The following is a 25685-nucleotide window of genomic DNA, read 5'->3' as shown; positions in this document are numbered from 1 at the left end:
CGATATCACAGCGACCGCTACGGAACAGCGGCGCCCACAGACAGGGAATGTGTATGAGTATTCGCGATTGGCCTGCGGCGGAACGGCCGCGGGAAAGGTTATTGGAGCATGGGGCAGCGAGCCTCTCGGACGCTGAGTTGTTGGCGATTTTTCTGCGCACCGGATTGCCCGGAATAAGCGCTGTAGACCTGGCGCGTAATCTGTTGACTCAATTCGGCAGCCTGCGTTTGCTGCTTGAGGCCGATCAGCACGCATTCAGCAAACAATTGGGACTCGGGCCGGCGAAGTTTGCGCAACTGCAGGCGGCTCAGGAAATGAACAGGCGACATCTGGCTGAGAAGTCACGGCAGAAACCAGCCCTGGAAAACCCTCAGGTCGTTCGCGATTATCTGAAAGCGATGCTGCGTCACGAACCGCATGAGGTGTTTGGTTGCCTGTTTCTCGACTCCAAACATCAAGTACTGAATTTCGAGATCCTGTTTCGCGGCTCGATCGACAACACCAGCGTGCATCCGCGCGAGGTTGTGAAGCGATGTTTGGCCAATAACGCGGCGGCGTTGATCCTGTGCCACAACCATCCATCGGGGAATACGGACCCCAGTCAGGCCGATCGGCTGCTGACCAAGCGCCTGCAAAAGGCGCTGGAGCTGATTGATGTGCGGGTGCTCGATCACTTTATCGTCGGCGATGGGGAGCCGCTGTCGATGGCGGAGTGCGGCTGGATGTAGTTCTCGAGGGACAACACAAACCCATGTAGGAGTGAGCCTGCTCGCGATGGCGTCATTTCAGTCAACTTGTCAGTGACTGGAAGAATGCCATCGCGAGCAGGCTCACTCCTACAGGTTATGTGCAGGGCAGGTTATTTCAGGTTGACCTTGGAGTAGTCCTGACGGCCAAACGGGCTCACGGAGTAACCCTGCACGTCTTTACGCGTCAGTGCGTAGGCCGTCGGGTGCGCCAGCGGCAACCACAGCGCCTGCTGCTGAATCTGCGTCTGCGCCTGCTCATACAGCTTGGTGCGCACGCCTTGTTCGCTGGTGGTCTTGCCGGCGCTGATCAGCTTGTCCAGATCGGCGTTGCAGTACCGCGCGAAGTTGGTCCCGGATTTGACGGCCGCGCAGGAAAACTGCGGCGTGAGGAAGTTGTCCGGGTCGCCGTTATCGCCGGCCCAGCCCATGAACAGCAGATCATGCTCGCCGGCCTTGGCGCGACGAATCAACTCTCCCCACTCGATCACGCGGATTTCCGCCTGAATGCCGATTTCCGCCAGATCTGACTGCAACATCTGTGCGCCCAGGCTCGGGTTCGGATTCAGCAGGCTGCCGGAAGGACGCGTCCAGATGGTGGTCTGGAAACCGTCCTTCAACCCGGCCTTGGCCAGCAATGCCTTGGCTTTGGCGACATCGTGCGGGTAACCCGGCAGGTTCTTCGCGTAACTCCAGGTGTTCGGCGGGTAAGGGCCGTTGGCGGCTTCGGCGGTGTCTTCAAACACAGCCTTGATGTAGTTGGCCTTGTCGAAGGCGAGGTTGATTGCCTGCCGCACTTCCGGCTTGTCCAGCGGCGGATGCTGGCTGTTGATGCCGACGAATGCGGTCATGAACGCGTCAGTCTTTTCGACTTTCAACGTCGGTTCTTTCAGCGCGGCTTGTACGTCGAGTGGCTTCGGTGACAGGGCGATCTGGCATTCATTGCGCCGCAGTTTTTGCAGGCGCACGTTAGCGTCCGGGGTAATGGCGAAAATCAACGGATCCACCGAAGGCTTACCGCCGAAGTAATCCGGGTTGGCCTTGTAACGAATCGCTGCGTCTTTCTGGAAACGGTTGAACACGAACGGGCCGGTGCCGATCGGCTGGCTGTTGAGCTTGTCGGTCGCGCCGGCCTTCATCAGTTTGTCGGCGTATTCGGCGGAGTAGATCGAGGCGAAGCCCATGCTCAGGGTCGCCAGGAATGTCGAATCCGGATGATCAAGAGTGAAGCGTACGGTCAGCGGATCGAGTGCGTCGATTTTCTTGATCAGCGCAGGCAGTTGCATCGACTGTGCGTGCGGGAAGCCGCTTTGAGCAACCTTGTGCCACGGGTTGGCCGGGTCGAGCATGCGGTCGAAGCTGAACTTGACGTCTTCGGCGGTCAGCTCGCGGCTCGGCTTGAAGTATTCGGTCGTGTGAAACTTCACCTGCGGGTGCAGCTTGAACACGTAAGTCAGGCCATCGGTGCTGACTTCCCAGCTGTCGGCCAGGCTCGGCACGACTTTGCCGCTGGCGGTATCGAAGTCCACCAGACGGTTCATCAGTACGTCCGCCGAGGCGTTGGTGGTGGTCAGCGAGTTGTATTGCACCACGTCGAACCCTTCCGGGCTGGCCTCGGTGCAGACGCTCAGCGCGGCGGCCTGGGCCAGGGGGCTCAGCAGGAGCGGGGCAAGCAACAGGGGTAGGGCAGCGAGGCGCATGGTCGGTTTCCTTTTACAGATCGAAGGCCCATCTGCAAGTGCAGTCTGGAAAAGGCCTACCCTAGAGGTCTGGATTACAAATGACTATCCCCTTTTTGCATTTTCGGGGCACAGTGATGGCCGTTTTTCAGGCTGCAGGGCGCGGCCAAAAGTCTGAAACACCCGCAAGGGTGGTTTTCTGCGACGAGTGGTAAAAATCGATGCCAGCCTTTATCCAAGGCGTTCGCAGGCTGAAAAAGCGCCTTTTTGTGGATTGTTTGCACACCGAATGTTGTTGCTCCGAAGTCTTTCTGGTATAAAGCAGCGCTCTTTTCTAGGGGCCCGGTTCCTTCACTGTAGGTGTAGCCGGTAAGACCTCTAAAGAAACGCGGCGCCTGGCGCCAAATGACTGAGAGATTAAGCGGCCAACCCATGCCGGGTTGGGCATGTGGTTTTAGAGGGCTGAGGCATGTCGAGAGTATGTCAAGTTACCGGTAAGGGTCCGGTGACTGGGAATAACATTTCCCACGCAAACAACAAAACCCGTCGTCGTTTCCTGCCGAACCTGCAGCATCACCGCTTCTGGGTTGAAGAAGAGAAACGTTTTGTGCGTCTGCGCGTATCTGCCAAAGGCATGCGTATCATCGACAAGCGTGGCATCACTGTCGTGCTCGCCGAACTTCGCCGCGATGGCAAGATTTAAGGGAGCTAATCATGCGTGAATTGATTCGTTTGATCTCGAGCGCCGGTACTGGTCACTTCTACACTACCGACAAGAACAAGCGTACTACCCCGGACAAAATCGAGATCAAGAAATATGATCCGGTTGTTCGCAAGCACGTGATCTACAAGGAAGGCAAAATCAAGTAATTGATTTTTCCCGACTTACGAAAAAGGCCCGTATCTCACGATATGGGCCTTTTTTGTTGCCTCGGATTTTGTGTTTCCTGTTCTGGCCCCCTCGCGAGCAGGCTCACTCCTACATTTGAATGCGGTCACCTGTAGGAGTGAGCCTGCTCGCGATAGGGCCGGATCAGCCAGCGAAAATCCTCAAGCCTTCTGTTCAAAGATCACATAGATCTTGCGGCAAGCCTCAAGCACTTCCCAAGTGCCACGAAACCCCGCCGGAATCACAAACCGGTCGCCCACACGCAAGGTCTTGGCATTGCCATCGCTGTCACGCAGCACCGAAACCCCCTGCAGGATTTCGCAGTACTCATGCTCGGTGTAATTCACCGTCCACTGCCCGACCGCACCTTCCCACACGCCGACGCCCATCTGCCCGCAAGGGCTTTCGTACTGATGGAACACCGCTTGCTCAGGATCACCCTTGAGCACTTTCGCCGGGTCCGGACGATAGCGTTCGGCTTCGCTGCTGGTGAGGCTGATGTCGACGACGTTCTGGATGTTCATTGTTGTTATCCCCCGTGAATACGGCGCGATTGGCTGGAAAGGCCCAAAGTCTATGTTGATTAAAATCAACACCGCAAGGCCGTATGGCCACCTTATGTCAAATATATTGAAACAACCCCGGCCGCTGGTTTAGGGTGGCGGGTGCCTCTGGCCGAAAAAACCGGCTGGCCGGGCAGAATTCCTGAGGACGCTGGCGAAGATCGCGCGGCGCTCGTATTCAACAAGCGGAGGACACTCGAAATGACCACCCTGACTCGTGCCGACTGGGAACAACGCGCCCGCGACCTGAAAATCGAAGGCCGCGCCTACCTCAATGGCGAATACACCGACGCCGTCTCCGGCGAGACCTTCGAGTGCATCAGCCCGGTCGATGGCCGTCTGCTCGGCAAGATTGCCAGCTGTGACGCCGCCGACGCCCAACGCGCTGTTGAGAACGCCCGCGCCACGTTCAATTCCGGCGTCTGGTCGCGCCTGGCGCCGACCAAACGCAAAGCCACCATGATCCGTTTTGCCGGCCTGCTCAAGCAGCACGCCGAAGAACTGGCCCTGCTTGAAACCCTCGACATGGGCAAGCCGATCAGCGATTCGCTGTACATCGACGTTCCGGGCGCGGCGCAAGCGCTGAGCTGGAGCGGTGAAGCGATCGACAAGATTTACGACGAAGTCGCGGCCACGCCGCACGATCAACTGGGTCTGGTGACCCGCGAGCCGGTGGGCGTTGTCGGTGCCATCGTGCCGTGGAACTTCCCGTTGATGATGGCCTGCTGGAAACTCGGCCCGGCGCTGTCGACCGGTAACTCGGTGATCCTCAAACCGTCGGAAAAATCCCCGCTGACCGCCATCCGCATCGCCGCACTGGCGGTTGAAGCGGGTATTCCGAAAGGCGTGCTCAACGTGCTGCCGGGTTATGGTCATACCGTTGGCAAGGCGCTGGCCCTGCACAACGACGTCGACACACTGGTGTTCACCGGTTCGACCAAGATCGCCAAGCAACTGATGATCTACTCCGGCGAATCGAACATGAAGCGTGTCTGGCTGGAAGCCGGCGGCAAGAGTCCGAACATCGTCTTTGCCGATGCCCCGGATCTGCAAGCCGCTGCCGAATCCGCTGCCAGCGCAATCGCCTTCAACCAGGGCGAAGTCTGCACCGCCGGTTCGCGTCTGCTGGTCGAGCGTTCCATCAAAGACAAGTTCTTGCCGATGGTGATCGAGGCGTTGAAAGCCTGGAAGCCGGGCAATCCGCTGGATCCGGCGACCAACGTTGGTGCGCTGGTGGATACCCAACAGATGAACACCGTGCTGTCGTACATCGAGTCCGGCCACAGCGATGGCGCCAAACTGGTGGCTGGCGGTAAGCGCATCCTTCAGGAAACCGGCGGCACTTACGTTGAGCCGACTATTTTCGACGGTGTGAGCAACGCGATGAAGATCGCTCAGGAAGAGATCTTCGGCCCGGTGCTGTCGGTCATCGCTTTCGATACCGCTGAAGAAGCCATCCAGATCGCCAACGACACGCCTTACGGTTTGGCCGCTGCAGTCTGGACCCAGGACATCTCCAAGGCTCATCTGACCGCCAAGGCGCTGCGTGCCGGCAGCGTGTGGGTCAATCAGTACGACGGCGGCGACATGACTGCGCCGTTCGGCGGCTTCAAACAGTCGGGCAACGGCCGCGACAAGTCGCTGCACGCGTTCGACAAGTACACCGAGCTGAAGGCGACGTGGATCAAGCTGTAAGCCGTTAGGAGGGTCTGTTCGCAAGAGCAGATCCTCCAGACGAGGCAGATCCCTGTGGGAGCGAGCCTGCTCGCGAAAGCGGTGTATCAGTCAGCCCATGTGCTGAATGTGAAACCGCTTTCGCGAGCAGGCTCGCTCCCACATTTGTTTGATGTGGTCTCTAAAAATAATTATCCACAGGAGCGTGGAACATGCGGTGGGCGACGTATTTCGCCGTGTTGGCGTCTGTCTTGAGTGTCGGTCTGGCCCTGGGGGTCAGCATGCCGTTGGTGTCGTTGCGCCTGGAAGGCTGGGGTTACGGTTCCTTCGCCATCGGTGTAATGGCAGCGATGCCGGCGATTGGCGTGTTGTTGGGCGCGAAGATTTCCAGCCATTTGGCGGCGCGCTTTGGCACGGCGAACCTGATGCGCCTGTGCCTGTGGGCTGGGGCATTGTCGATCGGTTTGCTGGCGCTGTTGCCGAGCTATCCGATCTGGCTGGTGCTGCGCCTGATGATCGGCGTGATCCTGACTATCGTGTTCATCCTCGGCGAGAGCTGGATCAATCAGCTGGTGGTCGAGCACTGGCGTGGCCGGTTGGTGGCGCTGTATGGCAGCAGCTATGCGTTGAGCCAACTGTCGGGGCCGTTGTTGCTGGGCGCGTTGGGCACTGAACATGATTACGGTTTCTGGGTCGGTGTCGGTTTGCTGGTGGTTTCGCCGTTGCTGTTACTCGGTCGCAGCGGTGCGCCAAGCAGTGAAGCGAGCAGCGTGACGTTCCGCGACCTCTGGGGATTTGCGCGCGAGCTGCCAGCAATTGCCTGGGCGGTGTCGTTGTTTGCCGCGTTCGAAGCGATGATCCTGACGTTGCTGCCGGTGTATTGCCTGCAGCAGGGTTTCACGGCCGAGATCGCGCTGGCGATGGTCAGCACCGTGGTGGTGGGGGATGCGTTGCTGCAATTGCCGATTGGCGCGTTGGCCGATTACCTGTCGCGACGTACGTTGTTCGCGGGTTGTGCGGTGGTGTTGATGCTGTCGAGTCTGGCGATTCCAATGTTGCTCGACACGCTGCTGATCTGGCCGTTGTGGGTGTTGTTCGGGGCGAGTGCCGGTGGTTTGTTCACCCTGTCGCTGATTCTGATTGGCGAGCGTTATCGCGACGATGCGCTGGTGCGGGCGAACGCGCACATTGCGCAGCTTTGGGGCGTGGGTTGTCTGGTCGGGCCGCTCGCGGCCGGGGCGGGCAGCCAGTGGATCAGCGGGCATGCGTTGCCGTTGCTGATGGCGATCGGGGCGTTCGGGTTGGTGATTCTGCTCTTGCGCCAAGGGGCGTTTGGCACAGCTCAGACGGCTTGAAGTCAAAAGATCGCAGCCTTCGGCAGCTCCTGCAGGAGGAATGCATTTCAACTGCAGGAGCTGCCGAAGGCTGCGATCTTTTGCTCTTTAAAGCATTCGCTCAAGGCCGACAGTGGTGCTGAACCACGCGTTGAACCGCCGCCACCAACTCCCCGGCTCTTTGGTCAGGGTATGCATCTGGCCGTTGTCCTCAGTCACCCAGACGATCTGCCCGTTCTCAAGCTTCGCCTCATAGCTCAACGCTGGCGCCATGCCCTGCAAGGCCAGTTCGCGCACATGCCAGGCCAGTTCCGGGCTGTCGACCAACACCCCGACCTCGGTATTCCACAGCACCGAGCGCGGGTCGAAGTTGAATGAGCCGATAAACGATTTCTGCCGATCAAAGATCATTGCTTTGCTGTGCAGGCTTGAGTCCGAACCACGAAACGACTTGCTGTAAAACACATGCGGGCCGCTGCCATAGTTATCCCCAGGCTGGCGCCGCAGTTCATACAACTTCACGCCATGCTCCAGCAACGCCTTGCGATACGGTGCATAGCCGCCATGCACCGCCGGTACATCGGTGGCCTCCAGCGCGTTGGTCAGCAGGCTCACCGAGACGCCGGCATCGGCGCGACCGGTCAGGTAAACCAGACCTGGCTGGCCCGGCACGAAGTACGCCGAAATCATGATCAGCTCTTTGCTCACGCCTCTGAGCTCGGGTGCCAGTTGCGTGGTCAGCAGCAATTGCGGATCCGGCTCACCCTTGGCCAAGACCTTGCTCGGCGCGTCCCACAATGCCTGATTCCACGCCCAGATCAGCTCTTTGCGCCAGATGTCCATGCGCGGCGCAGTCTTGAAGGTCATCAATTGCTGATACAGCGCGTGATTCTGTTTGCGGGTTTCTTCCAGCGACTCTTCCAGGCGCGTGCGGGTGTTTTTCAGGTCTTTGGCGGTCGGCTGGCTGGAGAGGAATTCGTCGATCGGTTTGCTCAGGGCGCTGTTCCAGTACTGGTCGAAACTGTGGCCGAGCTGCTCGGCGACAGGCCCGACACTGAGCATGTCGATATCAGTGAAATTCAGATTCGGCTCGGCGTCGAAATACTCGTCACCCAGATTGCGTCCGCCGACGATGGCCGCGCTGTTGTCCGCCAGCCACAGCTTGTTGTGCATACGCCGATGTTGCAGCGATAGATTGAACAAGCGGCCTGCTGCCCGCGTGACGCCGGTACTGCGGCCAAGGTGGAGTGGATTGAACAGACGAATCTGAATCTGCGGATGCGCCGCGAGTGTGGCGATGATCTGGTCGAGGCCATCGCTGGTGGTGTCATCGAGCAGGATGCGCACGCGCACGCCACGGTCGGCAGCCTTGAGCAGTTCCTCCACCAGCATTCGCGTGCTGATGCCGTCGTGGACGATGTAGTACTGCAGATCGAGGCTGGTCTGGGCGTTGCGGATCAGTTCGGCGCGGGCGGTGAACGCCTCGCTGCTGTTGGACAGCAGGCGAAACCCCGAGCGGCCTTGATAGGGCGCCGCTTGCGCCTGGATCGAACGGCCGAAGCTGGAATCGGATGCCGGCAATGCCTGACTCGGCTCGCGCGGAACATCGAGACTGGCACAGCCACTCAGGAACGAGGCGAGTAACAGCAAAGCGAACAGGGGCTGTCTGAAGCTCACGTAGGGTCATTCCGAATGGCGGCTAGGGTCGGCATATGGACGCGGTTCTCTGGAAAAAGGTCAGTCGGCTTCGGCCAGCAATCTGACAGCGGTCTCGCCGACTTTGCGCACCGCCTCTTCGATCTGCGCTGTCGGTTTGGCAGCGTAGTTCATGCGCAGGCAATTGCGGTACTTGCCCGAAGCGGAAAAGATGCTGCCGACGGCAATCTGTACGCCTTGGTCGTGTAACTCACGATTGAGTTTCAGGGTGTCGAAACCTTCCGGCAATTCGACCCACAACATGAAGCTGCCTTGCGGCCGGCTGGCGCGAGTACCCGCGGGAAAGTACCGCGTCACCCAGTCGATCATCAGGTCGCGGCTGCGCTGGTATTGCGTGCGCATGCGCCGCAAGTGCGGTTCGAAATGACCGGCCTTGAGGAATTCGGCGATGGCAATCTGCGGCTGCGGTGCGGTCGATCCGGTGCTGATGTATTTCATGTGCAGCACGCGCTCGAGGTAGCGGCCCGGTGCGACCCAACCAATGCGCAGCCCCGGCGCCAGGGTCTTGGAAAACGAACTGCACAGCAATACGCGGCCGTCTTCGTCGAAGGATTTGATCGTGCGCGGACGCGGGTAGGTGTAGGCCAGTTCGCCATACACATCGTCCTCGATGATCGCCACATCAAAGCGTTGCGCGAGGTTGAGCAGGGCGCGTTTGCGCGACTCCGGCATGATGTAGCCGAGCGGGTTATTGCAGTTCGGGGTGAGCTGAATGACCTTGATCGGCCATTGTTCAAGCGCCAGTTCCAGCGCTTCGAGGCTGATGCCGGTAAGCGGGTCGGTGGGAATTTCCAGGGCTTTCATGCCCAGGCCTTTGAGCGTTTGCATGGCGCCGTGGAAGCTCGGCGAATCGACCGCGACGATGTCGCCCGGCTCGCAGATCGCGTGGATGCTGGTGGACAGCGCTTCGTGGCACCCGGTGGTGACGACCAGGTCGCTGGCGCTCAACTGGCAACCGGAATCGAGCATCAGCCGAGCGATCTGTTCGCGCAGTTCGAGAGTGCCGTGAATGTTGTCGTAATACAGGCCGGGCATGTCCTGGCGGCGGCTGATCCGCGCCAGACCGCGCAGCAACGGTTTCATGGTTGGCGAGCTGATGTCGGGCATGCCGCGACCCAGTTGCACGACGTCCTTGCGCGGCACCGCGCGAATCAATTCCAGCACCTGATCCCACTGCGAAATCTCCACCGGCCGTTGCGCCGGACGACCGACGGCGGGCAGCTCCGGCAGCTCGCGACCGACCGGTACAAAGTAGCCGGACTTGGGTTTTGGTGTGGCCAGGCCACTGTCCTCGAGCATGCGATAGGCCTGTTGCACCGTGCTCAGGCTGACCCCGTGTTCGACGCTCAAGGCGCGCACCGACGGCAACCGATCGCCGGGTCGATAGAAACCGTTTTCGATGCGCGTGCCGAGCAATTCGGCGAGGTTTACGTAAAGGGTCATGGTTCTGCCTCGGTGCGGTGATTCGATATACCAGTACAGATGTGGCAAAAAACGACAATTCAGTCGGCAAAGCGGCAAATCTGTATGGAGTTAATACAGTCGCTTTGAATCTGTAACGGTTTTGCTCGCCCGCGCATCATGGAATCTCTGGCTACCCAAGTAAACAGGAGCATTGAAAATGAACGGCTTGAGCGATGTGCGGCTGACGTTACACAGTCAGGAACTGGCGGCAGGGCAGAAGGACAACGCACGCAATCTCATGCGTAACGCGCCATCCGGTCTTAGCCGCTGGAACCTGTTCTGGCATCGTCTGCACACGCGCAAGGCGTTGCTGGCGCTGACGGCGGACCAGCTCAAGGATATCGGGCTGACCCGTGAGCAGGCGCTGGAGGAGGGGTTGAAGCCGTTCTGGCGGATCTGACAACCACTGATCGTTCCCACGCTCTGCGTGGGAACGCCGCCCCGGACGCTCCGCGTCCGTTGTGACGCAGAGCGTCACTGGATGCATTCCCACGCAGAGCGTGGGAACGATCAATCAGACCAGCTCTTTGAGGCGATGCCACAACATCCCCAGCGCCAACAACGGCGAACGCAAATGCTTGCCGCCCGGGAAGGTGATGTGCGGCACCTTGGCAAACAGATCAAACCCGCCACCCTGTTGCCCGCTGATCGCCTCGGCCAGCAACTTGCCCGCCAGGTGCGTGGCATTCACCCCGTGTCCGGAATAGGCCTGGGCGTAATACACGTTCGGCTGGTCCGCGAGCCGGCCAATCTGCGGCAAACGATTAGCGCCGATGCCGATCATCCCGCCCCACTGATAATCGATCCTCACCCCAGCCAATTGCGGGAATACCTCGAGCATCTTCGGCTGCATGTAGGCGCCGATATCCTTCGGATCGCGCCCGGAATAATGGCAGGCGCCGCCGAACAGCAAACGACGATCCGCCGAGAGCCGGTAGTAATCCAGCGCCACCCGCTGATCACAGACCGCCATGTTCTGCGGCAGTAGGCTGTGCGCCTGTTCTTCGCTCAACGGTTCGGTGGCGATGATGTAGCTGCCTGCGGGCAGGACCTTGCCGCTGAGTTGCGGATTCAGATCATTGAGATAGGCATTGCAGCCGAGGACCAGCGTTTTCGCGCGTACCAAACCTTGGGCTGTATGGACTTTGACTTCAGGGCCGTAATCGATACGCGTCACTGCGGAGTGTTCAAACAGTTTGACGCCCAATTGCTGCGCCGCCGCTGCTTCGCCCAATGCGAGATTGAGCGGATGCAGATGTCCTGAACCCATGTCGATCAAACCGCCGACATAGCGCTTGGAGCCGACCACCGTGTGCATTTCGTTGGCTTGCAGCAGACGGGTTTCGTAGCGATAGCCGAGGCTGTGCAGTTCTTCGGCGTCTTCGGCAAAACCTTCGAGGTCGGCGGGCTTGTTGGCGAGATCGCAGTAGCCCCAGGTCAGGTCGCAGGCAATCTGAAAGCGCTCGACCCGCTGGCGAACGATGTCCACCGCTTCCAGGCCCATGAGTTTCATCTCGCGCACGCCGTCGCTGCCGATGACATTGGCGAACTGATCGAGACCGTGACCGACGCCGCGAATCAACTGCCCGCCGTTGCGGCCGCTGGCGCCCCAGCCGATCTTGTGCGCCTCGAGCAACACCACACTGAGGCCGCGTTCGGCCAGTTCCAGTGCCGTGTTCAACCCGGAAAAACCGCCACCAACCACGCAGACATCAGCCACCATTTCACCTTGCAGCGCAGGATGATCCGGCTGCGGCAGGCTGCTGGCGGCGTAGTAAGAGGCAACGTGGGGTTGGCTCGCGGAGGTGAAGGCGCGGGCAGTCATGGGCGTCATCCAACGGCTAAGTGTCGAGAAAATTTGACGGAGCATAAGCCGCACGCCTGAACGTGGGCAACACTGGTCGGCCTGCGGTGTCTGGATCACGGCTTTTGCGGCACAATTGCCGTCTATTCCACCTTGGTTACCGTTTCGATGAGCTGCAATAGCCAGACAGTCCGCACCTTGCGTCAGCAGATCCCCTCGTTCGAGTGCGTGCCCGGCTGCCACGACTGCTGCGGGCCGGTGACCACTTCGCCGGAAGAAATGTCCCGCCTGCCGCGCAAGACCCGCGCCGAGCAAGATGCGGCGATGGAAGAGTTGAACTGTGTGCATCTGGGGCCGAATGGCTGCACGGTATATGAGGAGCGGCCGCTGATTTGCCGGTTGTTCGGCACGACCAAAACCTTGCCGTGCCCGAATGAGCGGCGGCCGGTGGAGTTGATTCATCCGCGTGTCGAGAAGCAGATTTTCGATTACATGGCGGCGAATCGGCAGGTGTTGGTTTAACGCGTTCACTCGGGACCGAGTCGACGCCATCGCGAGCAGGCTCACTCCTACAGGGGAACGCATTCCAAATGTAGGAGTGAGCCTGCTCGCGAATGGAGCGCCACCGATCTTCAATCCGGAATAGGTAAGCTCAGGCTCTCCTTAACCTCTTCCATCACGATATAGCTCTTCGACTCGCGCACATGCGGCAGCTTCAGCAGGATGTCGCCCAGCAGCTTGCGGTACGAGGCCATCTCGGAAATCCGCGCCTTCACCAGATAGTCGAAATCCCCCGACACCAAGTGACACTCCAGCACGTGCGGCAACTTCAGCACCGCGCGGCGGAACTCCTCGAACGTGTCGCCGGATTTGTAGTCGAGGCTGATCTCGACGAACACCAGCAAGCTACCCTTCAAGTGCTGCGGATTCAGCCGGGCGTTGTAGCCCATGATGATCCCTTCGCGCTCCAGACGCCGCACCCGCTCGGTGCATGGCGTGGTGGAGAGGCCGACCTTTTCCCCGAGTTCGGTAAAGGAAATCCGCCCGTCCGCCTGCAGGATCCGCAAGATGTTGCGGTCGATCTTGTCCAGCTCACGTTTGGTCTGAGTGTTGGTACGCATAGGGGATGCGCCTCCGTGAAAAGGGTTTTTGCCGAGAATTGTCGCCAAATATAGGCGCTTATATAGTGAAAAGCACTGGCATTTCTTTTTTACACTGCGCGCATCATTGCTCTAACAACAGACGTACGCGGGCCTGCCGCGATGAGGGATACAAAAATGCGCGTAATGGTCTTGGGTAGCGGCGTCATCGGTACCGCCAGTGCTTACTATCTGGCCCGTGCCGGGTTTGAAGTGGTGGTGGTCGACCGGCAGCCCGCTGCGGCCATGGAGACCAGTTTCGCCAACGCCGGCCAGGTGTCGCCGGGCTATGCCTCGCCGTGGGCCGCGCCGGGCGTGCCGCTGAAGGCGATCAAGTGGTTGCTGCAACGCCACGCCCCTCTCGCGATCAAGGCCACCGCCGACATCGATCAGTACCTGTGGATGGCGCAGATGCTGCGCAACTGCACCGCCAGCCGTTACGCGGTGAACAAGGAGCGCATGGTGCGCCTGTCCGAGTACAGCCGCGACTGCCTCGACGAACTGCGCGCTGAAACCGGCATTGCCTACGAAGGCCGCAGCCTCGGCACGACTCAGCTGTTCCGCACTCAGGCGCAGCTTGATGGCGCCGCCAAAGACATCGCCGTGCTGAAAGAGTCCGGTGTGCCGTTTGAAGTCCTCGACCGCGCCGGCATTGCCCGGGTTGAACCGGCGCTGGCGGGCGTGACTGACATCCTCGCCGGTGCCCTGCGCCTGCCGAACGACCAGACTGGCGACTGTCAGATGTTCACCACGCGCCTCGCCGAAATGGCCGTGAAGCTCGGTGTCGAATTCCGCTTCGGCCAGGACATCCAGAAACTCGACTACGCCGGTGATCGCATCAACGGCGTATGGATCGATGGCAAGCTGGAAACCGCCGACCGTTACGTGCTGGCCCTCGGCAGTTATTCGCCGCAACTGCTCAAGCCACTGGGCATCAAAGCCCCGGTGTATCCGCTCAAGGGTTACTCGCTGACTGTGCCGATCACCAATCCGGCCATGGCCCCAACCTCGACTATTCTCGACGAGACGTACAAGGTCGCGATCACCCGTTTCGACAACCGCATCCGCGTCGGTGGCATGGCCGAGATCGCCGGTTTTGACCTGTCGCTGAACCCGCGTCGCCGCGAAACCCTGGAGATGATCGTCAACGACCTTTATCCTCAGGGCGGCAATCTGGCCGAGGCGAGTTTCTGGACCGGCCTGCGGCCGACTACCCCGGACGGCACGCCGATCGTTGGCGCCACGCCGTTCAAGAACCTGTTCCTCAACACCGGTCACGGCACGCTCGGCTGGACCATGGCGTGCGGTTCCGGTCGTTTGCTGGCCGACCTGATGGCGAAGAAAAAGCCACAGATCAGCGCCGAAGGCCTCGATATTTCCCGTTACGGCAACAAAACCCAGGAGTCCGCAAAACATGTCAATCCAGCGCCAGCTCACCAATGAGCGCATGAGTCAGATCGTCAGCCACAACGGCACCGTGTATCTGGCCGGGCAGGTCGGCGACGACTTCGACGCCGGGGTTGAACAGCAGACCCGCGACGTACTGGCCAATATCGAGCGTTTGCTTGATCTGGCCGGGACTGACAAACAGCACCTGTTGTCGGCGACGATTTACCTGAACGACATCGAGGCGCATTTTGCCGGAATGAACTCGGTGTGGGATCAGTGGCTGCCAAAAGGTGCTGCTCCGGCCCGCGCCACCGTCGAGGCGAAGATGGCCAAGCCGAGCATTCTGGTGGAGATCTCCATCGTCGCCGCGCTGCCGTAACTGTTTTAAAGATCCCTCTCCCGGCGCTGTTGGCGGTTCATGTCGTCAGTCGGCGCCGGTTTTTCTTCCCATGACCGCCTAGAAGTCTGCCGCCATGCGTCCTGCCCGTGCCCTGATCGACCTAGAAGCCCTGCGCCACAACTACCGAATTGCCCGCGAAGTCACCGGCGCCAAGGCGCTTGCGGTGATCAAGGCCGATGCCTACGGCCATGGCGCGGTGCGTTGCGCGCAGGCGCTGGAAGCCGAGGCCGACGGGTTTGCCGTTGCCTGCATCGAGGAGGCATTGGAGCTGCGCGCTGCGGGTATCCGTGCGCCGGTGTTGTTGCTGGAAGGGATTTTTGAGGCCGATGAGCTGGCGTTGATCGTCGAGCATGATTTCTGGACCGTCGTGCATTCGCTGTGGCAGCTCGAAGCGATCGAACAGGCAGCCCTGAGCAAACCGATCACTGTTTGGCTGAAGCTCGATTCGGGCATGCACCGCGTCGGTCTGCATCCAAAGGACTACCCAGCGGCCTATCAGCGGCTGCTGGCCAGCGGTAAAGTGGGAAAAATCGTCCTGATGAGCCACTTCGCTCGCGCCGATGAATTGCACGCGCAGAGCAGCACCGAGCAAGTCGCGGTGTTTGAAGCAGCGCGTCAGGGGCTGGCCGCTGAAGTCAGCCTGCGCAACTCGCCGGCCGTGCTCGGTTGGCCCAGGATTCACAGTGACTGGGTGCGCCCGGGCATCATGCTTTACGGCGCGACCCCGTTCGAAGAGGCCAACGCCGTGGCTGATCGCCTGCAACCGGTAATGACCCTGGAATCGAAAGTCATCAGCGTGCGTGAACTGCCGGCTGGCGAGCCCGTAGGCTACGGCGCCAAATTCATCACCGACAAGCCGATGCGCATCGGCGTGGTCGCCATGGGTTACGCCGACGGCTACCCGCGTCAGGCGCCGACCGGTACGCCGGTTTTGGTGGCGGGTAAACGCAGTCGCATTCTCGGTCGGGTGTCGATGGACATGCTCTGCATCGATCTCACCGATGTGCCGGAAGCCGACCTCGGTTCGACCGTCGAGCTGTGGGGCAAAAACATCCTCGCCAGTGAAGTGGCGCAGTGGGCCGACACCATTCCGTACCAGATCTTCTGCAACCTGCGTCGGGTGCCAAGGCTCTATTCCGAGGGTTGACGCCGCTGCGGGGGCCAAGTGTTGTAAATACTGAACGCTGTCGCCATGATAACGCTCAATATTCTTACAACATCAGGAGGCTCCCGCCTTGGACGTCGGTGAACGACTGCAATCGATCCGCAAGCTCAAAGGGCTTTCCCAGCGTGAACTCGCCAAACGCGCGGGCGTCACCAACAGCACCATTTCGATGATCGAAAAGAACAGCGTCAGTCCTTCGATCAGTTCGCTGAGGAAGGTACTGGGCGGCATCCCCATGTCCATGGTCGAGTTCTTTTCCGAAGAAATCCTGCAGGAAGTCCCGACCCAGATCGTCTACAAGGCCAACGAGCTGATCGACATTTCCGACGGCGCCGTGACCATGAAACTGGTCGGTCGCGCGCATCCCAGCCGCGCCATCGCCTTCCTCAATGAAATCTACCCGCCGGGCGCCGATACCGGCGAAGAAATGCTCACCCATGAAGGCGAGGAAACCGGGATTCTGGTGGAAGGTCGTCTGGAACTGGTGGTGGGTCTGGAAACTTTTATTCTCGAAGCCGGCGACAGCTACTACTTTGAAAGTACCAAGCCGCATCGTTTCCGTAATCCGTTCGACGCACCTGCGCGACTAATCAGCGCAGCCACGCCGGCGAATTTTTAACAAAGAGGTGCCAAGCCATGATGGCAAAGGCATCCGGACCGTTTTTCTACCGTGCGGTATAACCCCTTCGACTATGGGGTTGTTTCAGTGTGACGGGCTACCCGCTATACTTCCGCCCGCCTGCGAACCGTGGCCGCAGGCGTGAATAGCCACCATTGAGGGTGAACGCGTGAACCTAATTATGAAAATGCTGGCCGCACCAGCAACCGTACTGGCCCTCTGGGCTGTCAGCGCTCAAGCTGCGACGAATGACGACATTGCCAAACGCCTCGAGCCGGTCGGCCAGGTGTGTGTCCAAGGGCAGGAATGCAAGGGGATGGAAGTGGCTGCAACTGCCGGCGGCGGTGATGCCAAGACTCCAGACTCAATCATTGCCAAACATTGCAACGCTTGCCATGGCTCCGGCCTTTTAGGCGCGCCGAAAATCGGTGACACCGCAGCCTGGAAAGAACGAGCCGATCACCAGGGCGGCCTCGACGGCATCTTGGCCAAGGCCATCACCGGCATCAATGCCATGCCGCCTAAAGGCACCTGCGCTGACTGCTCCGACGCCGACCTGAAAGGCGCAATCGAGAAGATGTCCGGCCTGAAATAAGCCGCGCTTCTGACGAAAAAAAACCGTCTTCGGACGGTTTTTTTGTGCCTGCGATTTAGTAGCCCTCACCCCAGCCCTCCCGAAACGTCGGACCGCCCGTAGGGAGAGGGGGCCGACCGAGGTGTCTTTTGCTATGCATCGACCTGAAAGACCTTAGCGATTATGGATTCAGCACATCACTTTCACGTCGGCGTATCTTCACAGCAACCCCCAATCAGTCCCCTCTACCTCTGGGAGAGGGCTAGGGTGAGGGCAACAATTTCGAGTCGGAAAAACATTTCAAGAACAGCGCACACTTACTCTGAAGCTGTTCATTGCAGCAAACTCAAGGCAAGCTCGGTCTACCCCTATTCACGGAACGGGCAGGAGGCTTCAGATGGTGCAGTTGTGTTCGATCGAACAGGCAGTGGACGACGTGCTGGCGCGCTTGCCGGCGCATATCCACATGGGCATGCCGCTGGGCCTGGGCAAACCCAATCACTTCGTCAACGTGCTGTACCGGCGGATCAAAGGCCTGCCCGAGCGGCAACTGACGATCTATACCGCACTGTGCCTCGGCCGCCCGGCGTTGGGCGACGGCTTGCAAAAACGCTTCATCGAACCCTTCGTCGAGCGCGTCTTCGGTGACTATCCGGAATTCGATTTCCTCGCCGACCTGCACCGCGACAGCCTGCCCGCGAACATCCGCATCGAACAGTTCTTCATGCAGCCCGGCAGCCTGCTCAACAGCGCGCCGGCCCAGCAGGATTACGTCAGCAGCAATTACAGCCACGCCGCCCGTGACATCAACGCCGCCGGGCTCAATCTGGTGGCGCAATTACTGGCCAGCAGCAGCGAGCATCCCGATCGACTGAGCCTGAGTTGCAATCCCGACATCACCCTCGACCTGTTGCCGATGATCGCCAAACGTCGCGAAGCCGGGGAGACGATTCTGCTGGTCGGCCAGGTGCACACCGATTTGCCGTATATGCCCGGCGATGCAGAAGTCGATATCGACACCTTCGACCTGCTGATCGACGCGAAGGACAGCAGCACGCTGTTCTCCACGCCGAACATGCCGGTGGGATTTCAGGATCATTTCATTGGCTTGCACGCGAGTACGCTGGTGCGCGACGGCGGTACGTTGCAGATCGGCATCGGTTCGATGGGCGACGCGTTGACCGCCGCATTGCTGGCGCGTCAGGCGGATAACACCGGTTATAGGGCGTTGCTCGACGACATCAACCTCAGCCAGTGGACGCAATTGATCGAGCGCGAGGGCGGCACGGGGCCATTCGCCAAAGGTCTTTACGGCTGCAGCGAAATGTTCGTCAACGGTCTGCTGGTGCTGGCGGATGCCGGGATCATTCGGCGCAAGGTCTATCCCGATGTGCAGACTCAGGAACAGGCCAACGCTGGCACCCTCAACGAGGCGGCGCAGACTGACGGCATCTCGGTGCACGGCGGTTTCTTCCTTGGCCCGCGCAGTTTCTACGAGCGCCTGCGTGAGTTACCGCAGAGCAAACGCCTCGAATTCAACATGACCCGCATCAGCTACATCAACGAGCTCTACGGACAGGAAGAACTCAAGCGCCTGCAACGCCTTGATGCGCGGTTCATCAACACCGTATTCACCATGACCCTGCTTGGCGCTGGCGTGGCGGATCAACTCGAAGACGGACGGGTACTCAGCGGTGTCGGCGGGCAGTACAACTTCGTCGCGCAGGGTCACGCGTTGCACGATGCCCGTTCGATTCTGATCCTGCGTAGCTGGCGCGAATCCGGTGGCGACGTCAGCTCCAACATCGTCTGGGAATACGGCCACTGCACGATCCCACGGCACCTGCGCGACATCGTCGTGACCGAATACGGCATCGCTGATTTGCGTGGCAAATCCGACGCGGTGGTGATTGAGTCATTGCTGAATATCAGTGACTCTCGCTTCCAGCAGGGTTTGATCGAGCAAGCGCAAAAAGTCGGCAAGCTGCCAAAGGATTTCCGTCTCGATCCACGCGTCACCGAGAACACGCCGCAGCGCTTGCAAGCGATTGCCGCACGGCACAAAAACCTGTTTCCGGAGTACCCGCTGGGTTGTGATTTCACTGCGATCGAACGGGATCTATTGCGTGCGCTGAACTGGCTGAAGAGCAAATTCAAACTCACCGAAATCCTCGAACTCGGCAAAGCAGCCCTCGACGCCCCCGAAGCATCGCTATACCCCGAACACCTTGAACGCATGCAACTCACCCACCCGGAAGGCCTGAAAGAAGACCTCTTCCAACGCCTGCTCCTCACCGGCCTCAAAGCCACCATCCAAACCCCGTAGAAGCTGCGGCACGCTGCGATCTTTTGATCCTGATCTTTGAGCAGATCAAAAGATCGCAACCTCGTTGCACTCGACAGCTCCTACACGGGGTATGCCCGAGATCTGAATGGATACGGAATGACTTCTGTAGTCCCGTTCTGAAAATCATCAATCAATGAGTATTTGGATTGTCGTCGGCGTTCGCCTATCGATAGGTTTGTTTGTGGGCGTTTTTTAAGAGGACTTCTAGCCAGCCGAAATCCAGAGGGCACACAGTGCACACATCAAAGAAATACCTGACAGATGTATCTGTCCACCAAGCCTTACTCCTCACTGACTTAACCGAAAAGAGCCACCCTGATCACGCTGTTCGACTATTACTGAATGAAGTCCTTCAGGGTCTCGAAGAAAAGGGCTGGCCCCGAGCGCAGTTGCAGGTTGGGCCAAGGATTGTGTCCGTCGAAGAAAACTACGGTTTGCTGGGTTACGACCCGACAGAAATTACCCTCGGCAGTGAGCACACACGTTGGGTCGATGAGCATTCGCTTTTGCGAACACAGACCACGAGCCAGATCCCTGCGGCGCTTCAGCAGGCCGCCGAGGTTCGTCAGCCGGGACAAACCATTTTGCTGGCAGCGCCAGGCATTACCTTCAGGCGTGATAGCCGAGATCGTTGGCATTGCGCCGAGCCGCATCAAATGGATATTTGGGTGTTGGGCGACCCGGAGTTGGCATCCCATGAGCATTTGCTGCGGCTTGTTGGCGATATTTTGCAGTTGGCCGTTCCTGAAAAATCCTGGGTTTATAGCGATAGTCCACATCACTACACCGAGGGCGGGATTGAAGTGAATGTGTTGAATGATGGCGTGCCGGTTGAGGTTCTAGAGTGCGGGCGTATCGCGAAGTCGCTATTGCAGCGTTTGCAGATTGATCCTCTGCGCCATGGCGGGCTCGCTCTTGGGATGGGGCTGGATCGCCTGACGATGTTGCGCAAAGGCATTCCTGATATTCGTTTGTTGCGTGATCAGAATGTGCGCGTGCAGGCGCAGATGCATGATCTGGATCCTTGGACTGCGGTATCTCGTTTGCCGTCGATTGCCCGCGATATCTCGTTGGCGGTAACGCCGGGATTGAGTGAAGAGGTATTGACCGAGAGGATGTTGCAGGCGGCAGGGGATTGTTCTGGATGGATTGAGGAGATGCGAATCAAGGGGCGTTGGCAGCGTACGGATTTACCGGCGCAAGCCATTGAGCGACTCGGAATGCTGCCGGGTCAGGAGAACGTGCTTTTGCATGTCGTGCTACGGGATTGTTCGCGCTCGATTACTACCGGCGAGGCGAATGCCTTGTATGCGGATATTCAAGCTGCGATGCATGAGGGAGTGCCGGGGGCGGGGTACAGAATGGATTTGTCGAAGGCTTGAGACTTACCTGTGGGAGCGAGCTTGCTCGCGAGCGCGTAGTGTCAGTCAACCAAGGTGTCGACTGACACTCCGCTATCGCGAGCAGGCTCACTCCTACAGGGGGACTGCGGTGCGGTTGGCTTATTCGATGAAAGTGACCACGCCATCCTTCAGCGATTTCACGCGAGCCAGCGATTCAACGCGGTAGCCCTGCGAATCCAGTTCGGCGCGGCCGCCCTGGAACGACTTCTCGATGACGATGCCGAGACCGGCAACGGTCGCGCCGGCCTGTTTGATGATCGAGATCAGCGCTTGCGACGCCTTACCGTTGGCCAAAAAGTCGTCGATGATCAGCACGCGGTCGCTGCTGGTCAGGTGGCGCGGGGAGATGGCCACGGTGCTTTCGGTCTTTTTGGTGAACGAGTAAACGGTCGCCGACAGCAGGTTTTCCGTCAGGGTCAGGGACTGTTGCTTGCGGGCGAAGATCACCGGCACGCCGAGGTTCAGACCGGTCATGATCGCCGGGGCGATGCCCGAGGCTTCGATGGTGACGATCTTGGTGATGCCCGAATCCTTGAACAGCGTGGCGAATTCGTCGCCGATCAGCTTCATCAGGGCCGGGTCGATCTGGTGGTTCAGGAAGGCGTCGACCTTCAGGACCTGGTCGGAAAGCACAATGCCTTGTTCGCGGATTTTCTGGTGCAATGCTTCCATGAAGCTGTCCTCATTTGGCGCTTTGTGCGCCGAAGGTCTAGTAAAAAGTGGTCAATTCTAGCGCTTTAACATCGCGCGTATATCAGCCAATGCGCTATTGCCACGCACGACTTTGACTTCGGTCGGTGTGTCGTCGTTGCCTTCCCAGGCCAGATCGTCCGGCGGCAGCTCATCGAGGAAGCGGCTCGGCGCGCAGTCGATGATCTCGCCGTACTGCTTGCGCTTGGCGGCGAAGGTGAAGGCCAGGGTCTGGCGCGCGCGGGTGATGCCCACGTAGGCCAGGCGGCGTTCTTCTTCGATGGTGTCGGCTTCGATGCTGGAACGGTGCGGGAGGATTTCCTCTTCCATGCCCATGATGAACACGTAGGGGAATTCCAGACCTTTGGAGGCGTGCAAGGTCATCATCTGCACGCCTTCGGCGCCGTCTTCCTCTTCCTGCTGACGCTCGAGCATGTCGCGCAGGACCAGTTTGCCGATGGCGTCCTCGACGGTCATTTCGCCTTCTTCGTCCTTCTCGAGGGTGTTTTTCAACGCCTCGATCAGGAACCAGACGTTGCTCATCCGGTAGTCGGCAGCTTTGTCGCTGGAGCTGTTGGTGCGCAGCCAGTTCTCGTAGTCGATGTCCATGACCATGCTGCGCAGCGCCGAGATCGGGTCTTCGCCGGCGCACTGCTCGCGGACCTTGTCCATGAAGCGCTTGAAGCGCGACAGGCGATCGGTGAAGCGGCTGTCCAGATGTTCGCCCAGACCGATTTCGTCGGTGGCGGCGTACATCGAGATCTTGCGCTCGGTGGCGTAGTTGCCGAGTTTTTCCAGGGTGGTCGAGCCGATTTCACGGCGCGGCACGTTGATCACGCGCAGGAAGGCGTTGTCATCATCCGGGTTCACGATCAGGCGGAAGTAGGCCATCAGGTCTTTCACTTCCTGACGGCCGAAGAAGCTGTTGCCGCCGCTCAGGCGGTACGGCACCTGATGGTGCTGCAGCTTCAGTTCGATCAGCTTGGCCTGATAGTTACCGCGATAAAGGATCGCGAAATCGCTGTACGGGCGGTCGGTGCGCAAGTGCAGGCTGAGGATTTCCATCGCCACGCGCTCGGCTTCGGCGTCTTCGTTGCGGCAGCGGATCACGCGGATCTCGTCGCCGTGGCCCATCTCACTCCACAGCTGCTTTTCGAATTCGTGCGGGTTGTTCGAAATCAGCACGTTGGCGCAGCGCAGGATGCGACTCGTCGAGCGGTAGTTCTGCTCGAGCATCACCACTTTCAGCGATGGATAGTCGTCCTTGAGCAGCATCAGGTTTTCCGGCCGCGCGCCGCGCCAGGCATAGATCGACTGGTCGTCGTCGCCTACCACGGTGAACTGGTTGCGCGTGCCGATGAGCATTTTCACCAGCAGGTACTGGCTCGCGTTGGTGTCCTGGTATTCGTCGACCAGCAGGTAACGGACCTTGTTCTGCCACTTTTCGAGAATGTCGGCGTGTTCTTCGAAGAGTTTTACCGGCAGCAGGATCAGGTCATCGAAGTCCACCGCGTTGAACGCTTTCAGCGTGCGCTGATAGTGGGTGTAGACGATAGCGGCGGTCTGTTCCTTGGGATTGCGCGCGTTCTCCAGCGCCTGAGGCGGCAGGATCAGGTCGTTTTTCCAGGCGCCGATCATGTTCTTGATCTCGTCGACGCCGTCGTCGCCCGCGTATTCCTTCTGCATGATGTCGGTCATCAGCGCTTTTACATCGGTCTCGTCGAAGATCGAAAAACCGGGTTTGTAGCCCAACCGCACGTGTTCCTTGCGGATGATGTTCAGACCGAGGTTGTGGAAGGTGCAGACGGTCAGGCCGCGCCCTTCGCCGGCCCGCAGCAGGGTGCCGACCCGCTCTTTCATCTCGCGCGCGGCCTTGTTGGTAAAGGTCATGGCGACGATGTACTGGGCGCGGATGCCGCAGTTCTGGATCAGGTGCGCGATTTTGCGCGTGATCACGCTGGTCTTGCCGGAGCCAGCACCGGCGAGCACCAATAGAGGGCCGCCGACGTAGTTCACGGCTTCTTGCTGCCGGGGATTGAGTCGGGACATACGAAAATTCGGGAGTCGTTGACGAAATGGGCCGGCATTTTAACAGGCTCAGAGAATTGTGCTGCTCTCTCCGACTTGTGACGTATCACGCGATTCAAATTTGCCGGTTTTGTTACTTTCGCGGAGGATGCGCGGTGATTTTGCGGCTAATGTACTCATTCGTGACACAAAATAACGTTTTGATAACCGTTGTCATTTGGTCATTGAACATCGCAACGGCATAATGCCCCGCCCACATCTTTGCAGAGTCTAGGGAGCTAGCTTGTCTACGCCTGTCGAACCCTTGCGTTTGCTGCTACTGGCCGAAGAGCCAGCGTGGACAGCGTTATTGCGTGAGTGTCTGGCTCCGATGGGGAGCGCGGCGGTGCTGATCAGCGCGCCGAGCTGGGAGTCGGTCAGCAGTTTGTTCGAAGACAACCGCCACGCGGTGTTGTTGACCATACCTGCATTGCAACCGGCACCCGGCCGTTGCAGCCTGCCGACGGTATTGCTGCTGGAACACGAACCGGACACCGCGCCGGTTGGCGTCAGTGACTGGCTGGTGTTCGATGCCCTCGACGCCGACATGCTGCGCCGTTGCCTGCGCCATGTGCGCGAACGCGGCGTTCTCGAAAACACCCTGCAACGCCTCGCTGAACAGGACCCGCTGACCGGCATCGCCAATCGCCAGGGTTTCCAGACCTTGCTCGCCGCGCGCCTCGCGGAAAACGACGGTCGTGGCCTGGCCCTCGGGCATCTCGATCTCGACAACTTCCGTCATGCCAACGATGCGCTTGGCCATCAGGCTGGCGATCGCTTGATCCTGCAAGTGGTCGCACGGCTGAAAAGCCAGCTGGAGGCCGGCGATCAACTGGCGCGGCTGGGCAGCGACGAATTCGCTTTGCTGATCGACACCCGCCGGGCGCCGCAGCGCGCCGAATGGATGGCCGAACGCATCACCGAAGCGCTCGCCGAACCGTATTGGGTTGATGGCGAAAGCCTGCTGATCGGCTCCAGCCTCGGCATCGCCCATGCCCGTGCGCAGGGTGGCGCTGACCCGCTGATGTGGCACGCACATATCGCTATGCAGCAGGCCAAAAGCACCCAAGGCTGCACTTTTCATATCTTCAACGAACGTATCAACCGCAACGCGCGGAGCATGGCTGATCTGGAAAGCGAACTGCGCCGGGCGTTGCGTCGCGATGAGCTGGAGCTGCATTACCAGCCACGCTTGAATCTTCAGGATGGCCAGATTGTTGGCCTCGAGGCCTTGGTGCGGTGGCGCCATGGCGAACGCGGTTTGCTGCCGCCCAGTGAATTTGTCCCTTTGGCCGAGCAGAGCGGTTTGATCGTGCCGCTGGGTTACTGGGTGATTTCCCGAGCCCTGCGTGACATGCAGGCGTTGCGCGAGCGCGGGTTGCCGGCGCTGCACATGGCGATCAACTTGTCGTTCCGCCAGTTTCAGGACAGTCAGTTGTTGCCGACGCTTAGTCGCTTGATTGCTGAGCGCGGTGTTGAAGCGCAGTGGCTGGAGTTTGAACTGACCGAAACCGCAGTGATGCGCCGCAGCGATCTGGTCAAGCAGACCATGGACGCCCTCGGCCGCCTCGGTGTGCGTTTCTCGCTGGATGACTTCGGCACCGGGTTTTCCTCGTTCGTGCACCTCAACAGCCTGCCGATCACCTTGCTGAAAATCGACAAGAGCTTTGTCGGCGGCATGGAGCAGCGCGAGGAGAACCGCAAACTGGTGCACGCGATGATCAATCTCGCGCACAACCTGCATCTGGAAGTGGTGGCGGAGGGGGTGGAAACTCCGGAGCAACTGGAGCTGCTGCGTGGGTTTGGCTGCGATCAGGTGCAGGGATATCTGATCAGCCGACCGTTGCCGTTGGCGGAACTGGTTGAATATCTAACCTTCGGCTCAAGCCAGCAGTCAGCCCTGGAAATCGTCAGCTAAATACAATCTCCGGGTCAGGCATGAGCCCCTGTGGGAGCGAGCCTGCTCGCGAAAGCGGTGTGTCAGGCAAAGATGATTTGACTGGCCGATCGCATTCGCGAGCAG

At 59.5% G+C, this 25685-nt stretch carries 23 protein-coding genes; 15 read left to right on the top strand and 8 right to left on the bottom strand.

The features are described 5' to 3' along the window. The first annotated feature begins 53 nt into the window (after positions 1-53). Positions 54-728 (top strand): RadC family protein, encoded by a 675-nt coding sequence (gene radC, locus CCX46_RS29710; RefSeq protein WP_102901456.1) that lies wholly within the window; start codon positions 54-56, stop codon positions 726-728. 131 nt (positions 729-859) lie between these two features. Here radC and CCX46_RS29705 read toward each other — a convergent pair whose 3' ends face one another. After that, positions 860-2446 carry an ABC transporter substrate-binding protein gene (locus CCX46_RS29705; RefSeq protein WP_127930229.1) on the bottom strand — a complete coding sequence of 529 codons (1587 nt, stop codon included), beginning with the start codon at positions 2444-2446 and terminating at the stop codon, positions 860-862. Positions 2447-2894: 448 nt separating this feature from the next. Here CCX46_RS29705 and rpmB point away from each other — a divergent pair, with 448 nt between their 5' ends. Both rpmB and rpmG read left to right on the top strand, forming a co-directional pair. Beyond that, the gene (gene rpmB / locus CCX46_RS29700; RefSeq protein ID WP_007920377.1) at positions 2895-3128 is read left to right on the top strand and encodes a 50S ribosomal protein L28; all 234 of its coding nucleotides are present in this window, start codon (positions 2895-2897) and stop codon (positions 3126-3128) included. 11 nt (positions 3129-3139) lie between these two features. Then, positions 3140-3295, top strand: coding sequence for a 50S ribosomal protein L33 (gene rpmG, locus CCX46_RS29695; protein WP_003177274.1), 156 nt, complete (start codon positions 3140-3142; stop codon positions 3293-3295). A gap of 180 nt (positions 3296-3475) precedes the next feature. On the opposite strand, the gene CCX46_RS29690 is transcribed toward rpmG, so the two are convergent. Continuing rightward, positions 3476-3838, bottom strand: a complete 363-nt coding sequence (locus CCX46_RS29690; protein ID WP_064589815.1) for a cupin domain-containing protein — start codon at positions 3836-3838, stop codon at positions 3476-3478. A 240-nt stretch (positions 3839-4078) separates the two neighbouring features. Here CCX46_RS29690 and CCX46_RS29685 point away from each other — a divergent pair, with 240 nt between their 5' ends. Then, the gene (locus tag CCX46_RS29685; RefSeq protein WP_127930228.1) at positions 4079-5572 is read left to right on the top strand and encodes an aldehyde dehydrogenase; all 1494 of its coding nucleotides are present in this window, start codon (positions 4079-4081) and stop codon (positions 5570-5572) included. Between the two features lie 191 nt (positions 5573-5763). After that, positions 5764-6906, top strand: coding sequence for an MFS transporter (locus tag CCX46_RS29680; protein WP_127930227.1), 1143 nt, complete (start codon positions 5764-5766; stop codon positions 6904-6906). Positions 6907-6993: 87 nt separating this feature from the next. Here the strand turns inward: CCX46_RS29680 and CCX46_RS29675 are convergent, their stop codons facing one another. Beyond that, positions 6994-8562, bottom strand: a complete 1569-nt coding sequence (locus CCX46_RS29675) for a phospholipase D family protein (RefSeq protein ID WP_127930226.1) — start codon at positions 8560-8562, stop codon at positions 6994-6996. A 60-nt stretch (positions 8563-8622) separates the two neighbouring features. Then, positions 8623-10044, bottom strand: coding sequence for an aminotransferase-like domain-containing protein (locus tag CCX46_RS29670; protein WP_007920385.1), 1422 nt, complete (start codon positions 10042-10044; stop codon positions 8623-8625). Positions 10045-10222: 178 nt separating this feature from the next. Between CCX46_RS29670 and CCX46_RS29665 the strand changes: the two genes are divergently transcribed. After that, positions 10223-10465, top strand: coding sequence for a DUF1127 domain-containing protein (locus CCX46_RS29665; RefSeq protein ID WP_127930225.1), 243 nt, complete (start codon positions 10223-10225; stop codon positions 10463-10465). Positions 10466-10579: 114 nt separating this feature from the next. On the opposite strand, the gene CCX46_RS29660 is transcribed toward CCX46_RS29665, so the two are convergent. Further along, positions 10580-11890 carry an NAD(P)/FAD-dependent oxidoreductase gene (locus tag CCX46_RS29660; protein ID WP_127930224.1) on the bottom strand — a complete coding sequence of 437 codons (1311 nt, stop codon included), beginning with the start codon at positions 11888-11890 and terminating at the stop codon, positions 10580-10582. A 147-nt stretch (positions 11891-12037) separates the two neighbouring features. On the opposite strand from CCX46_RS29660, the gene CCX46_RS29655 reads away from it, so the two are divergent. Then, positions 12038-12391 (top strand): YkgJ family cysteine cluster protein, encoded by a 354-nt coding sequence (locus CCX46_RS29655; RefSeq protein ID WP_127930223.1) that lies wholly within the window; start codon positions 12038-12040, stop codon positions 12389-12391. Between the two features lie 110 nt (positions 12392-12501). Here CCX46_RS29655 and CCX46_RS29650 read toward each other — a convergent pair whose 3' ends face one another. Next, positions 12502-12990, bottom strand: coding sequence for an Lrp/AsnC ligand binding domain-containing protein (locus tag CCX46_RS29650; protein WP_003177284.1), 489 nt, complete (start codon positions 12988-12990; stop codon positions 12502-12504). Between the two features lie 156 nt (positions 12991-13146). On the opposite strand from CCX46_RS29650, the gene dadA reads away from it, so the two are divergent. From dadA to srmL, 7 genes are all read left to right on the top strand, one after another. Then, entirely contained in the window at positions 13147-14451 is a 1305-nt protein-coding gene (gene dadA, locus CCX46_RS29645; RefSeq protein WP_034152046.1) for a D-amino acid dehydrogenase, read from the top strand. Further along, positions 14423-14776, top strand: coding sequence for a RidA family protein (locus CCX46_RS29640; RefSeq protein WP_077575031.1), 354 nt, complete (start codon positions 14423-14425; stop codon positions 14774-14776). The genes dadA and CCX46_RS29640 overlap by 29 nt, the downstream gene beginning before the upstream one ends. Positions 14777-14870: 94 nt before the next feature. After that, positions 14871-15944, top strand: a complete 1074-nt coding sequence (gene alr, locus CCX46_RS29635) for an alanine racemase (protein WP_127930222.1) — start codon at positions 14871-14873, stop codon at positions 15942-15944. 88 nt (positions 15945-16032) lie between these two features. Continuing rightward, on the top strand, positions 16033-16581 hold the full coding sequence (locus CCX46_RS29630; RefSeq protein ID WP_007920393.1) for a cupin domain-containing protein: 549 nt from the start codon (positions 16033-16035) through the stop codon (positions 16579-16581). A 181-nt stretch (positions 16582-16762) separates the two neighbouring features. Further along, entirely contained in the window at positions 16763-17176 is a 414-nt protein-coding gene (locus tag CCX46_RS29625; protein WP_102901447.1) for a c-type cytochrome, read from the top strand. Between the two features lie 376 nt (positions 17177-17552). After that, complete coding sequence (locus CCX46_RS29620; protein WP_127930221.1) at positions 17553-19481, top strand: acetyl-CoA hydrolase/transferase C-terminal domain-containing protein; 1929 nt, start codon at positions 17553-17555, stop codon at positions 19479-19481. Positions 19482-19735: 254 nt separating this feature from the next. Next, positions 19736-20884 carry a PheS-related mystery ligase SrmL gene (gene srmL / locus CCX46_RS29615; RefSeq protein WP_127930220.1) on the top strand — a complete coding sequence of 383 codons (1149 nt, stop codon included), beginning with the start codon at positions 19736-19738 and terminating at the stop codon, positions 20882-20884. Between the two features lie 120 nt (positions 20885-21004). On the opposite strand, the gene CCX46_RS29605 is transcribed toward srmL, so the two are convergent. Both CCX46_RS29605 and rep read right to left on the bottom strand, forming a co-directional pair. Continuing rightward, positions 21005-21577, bottom strand: a complete 573-nt coding sequence (locus CCX46_RS29605; protein WP_003229440.1) for a xanthine phosphoribosyltransferase — start codon at positions 21575-21577, stop codon at positions 21005-21007. 57 nt (positions 21578-21634) lie between these two features. Next, the gene (gene rep / locus CCX46_RS29600; RefSeq protein ID WP_127930218.1) at positions 21635-23644 is read right to left on the bottom strand and encodes a DNA helicase Rep; all 2010 of its coding nucleotides are present in this window, start codon (positions 23642-23644) and stop codon (positions 21635-21637) included. Positions 23645-23906: 262 nt separating this feature from the next. Here rep and CCX46_RS29595 point away from each other — a divergent pair, with 262 nt between their 5' ends. Beyond that, on the top strand, positions 23907-25580 hold the full coding sequence (locus CCX46_RS29595; protein ID WP_127930217.1) for a putative bifunctional diguanylate cyclase/phosphodiesterase: 1674 nt from the start codon (positions 23907-23909) through the stop codon (positions 25578-25580). Positions 25581-25685: the final 105 nt, after the last annotated feature.

Origin of the sequence: Pseudomonas sp. RU47 (genome assembly GCF_004011755.1) — a bacterium.
Lineage (GTDB): Bacteria > Pseudomonadota > Gammaproteobacteria > Pseudomonadales > Pseudomonadaceae > Aquipseudomonas.
This window is presented reverse-complemented; position numbering and strand designations above follow the sequence as displayed.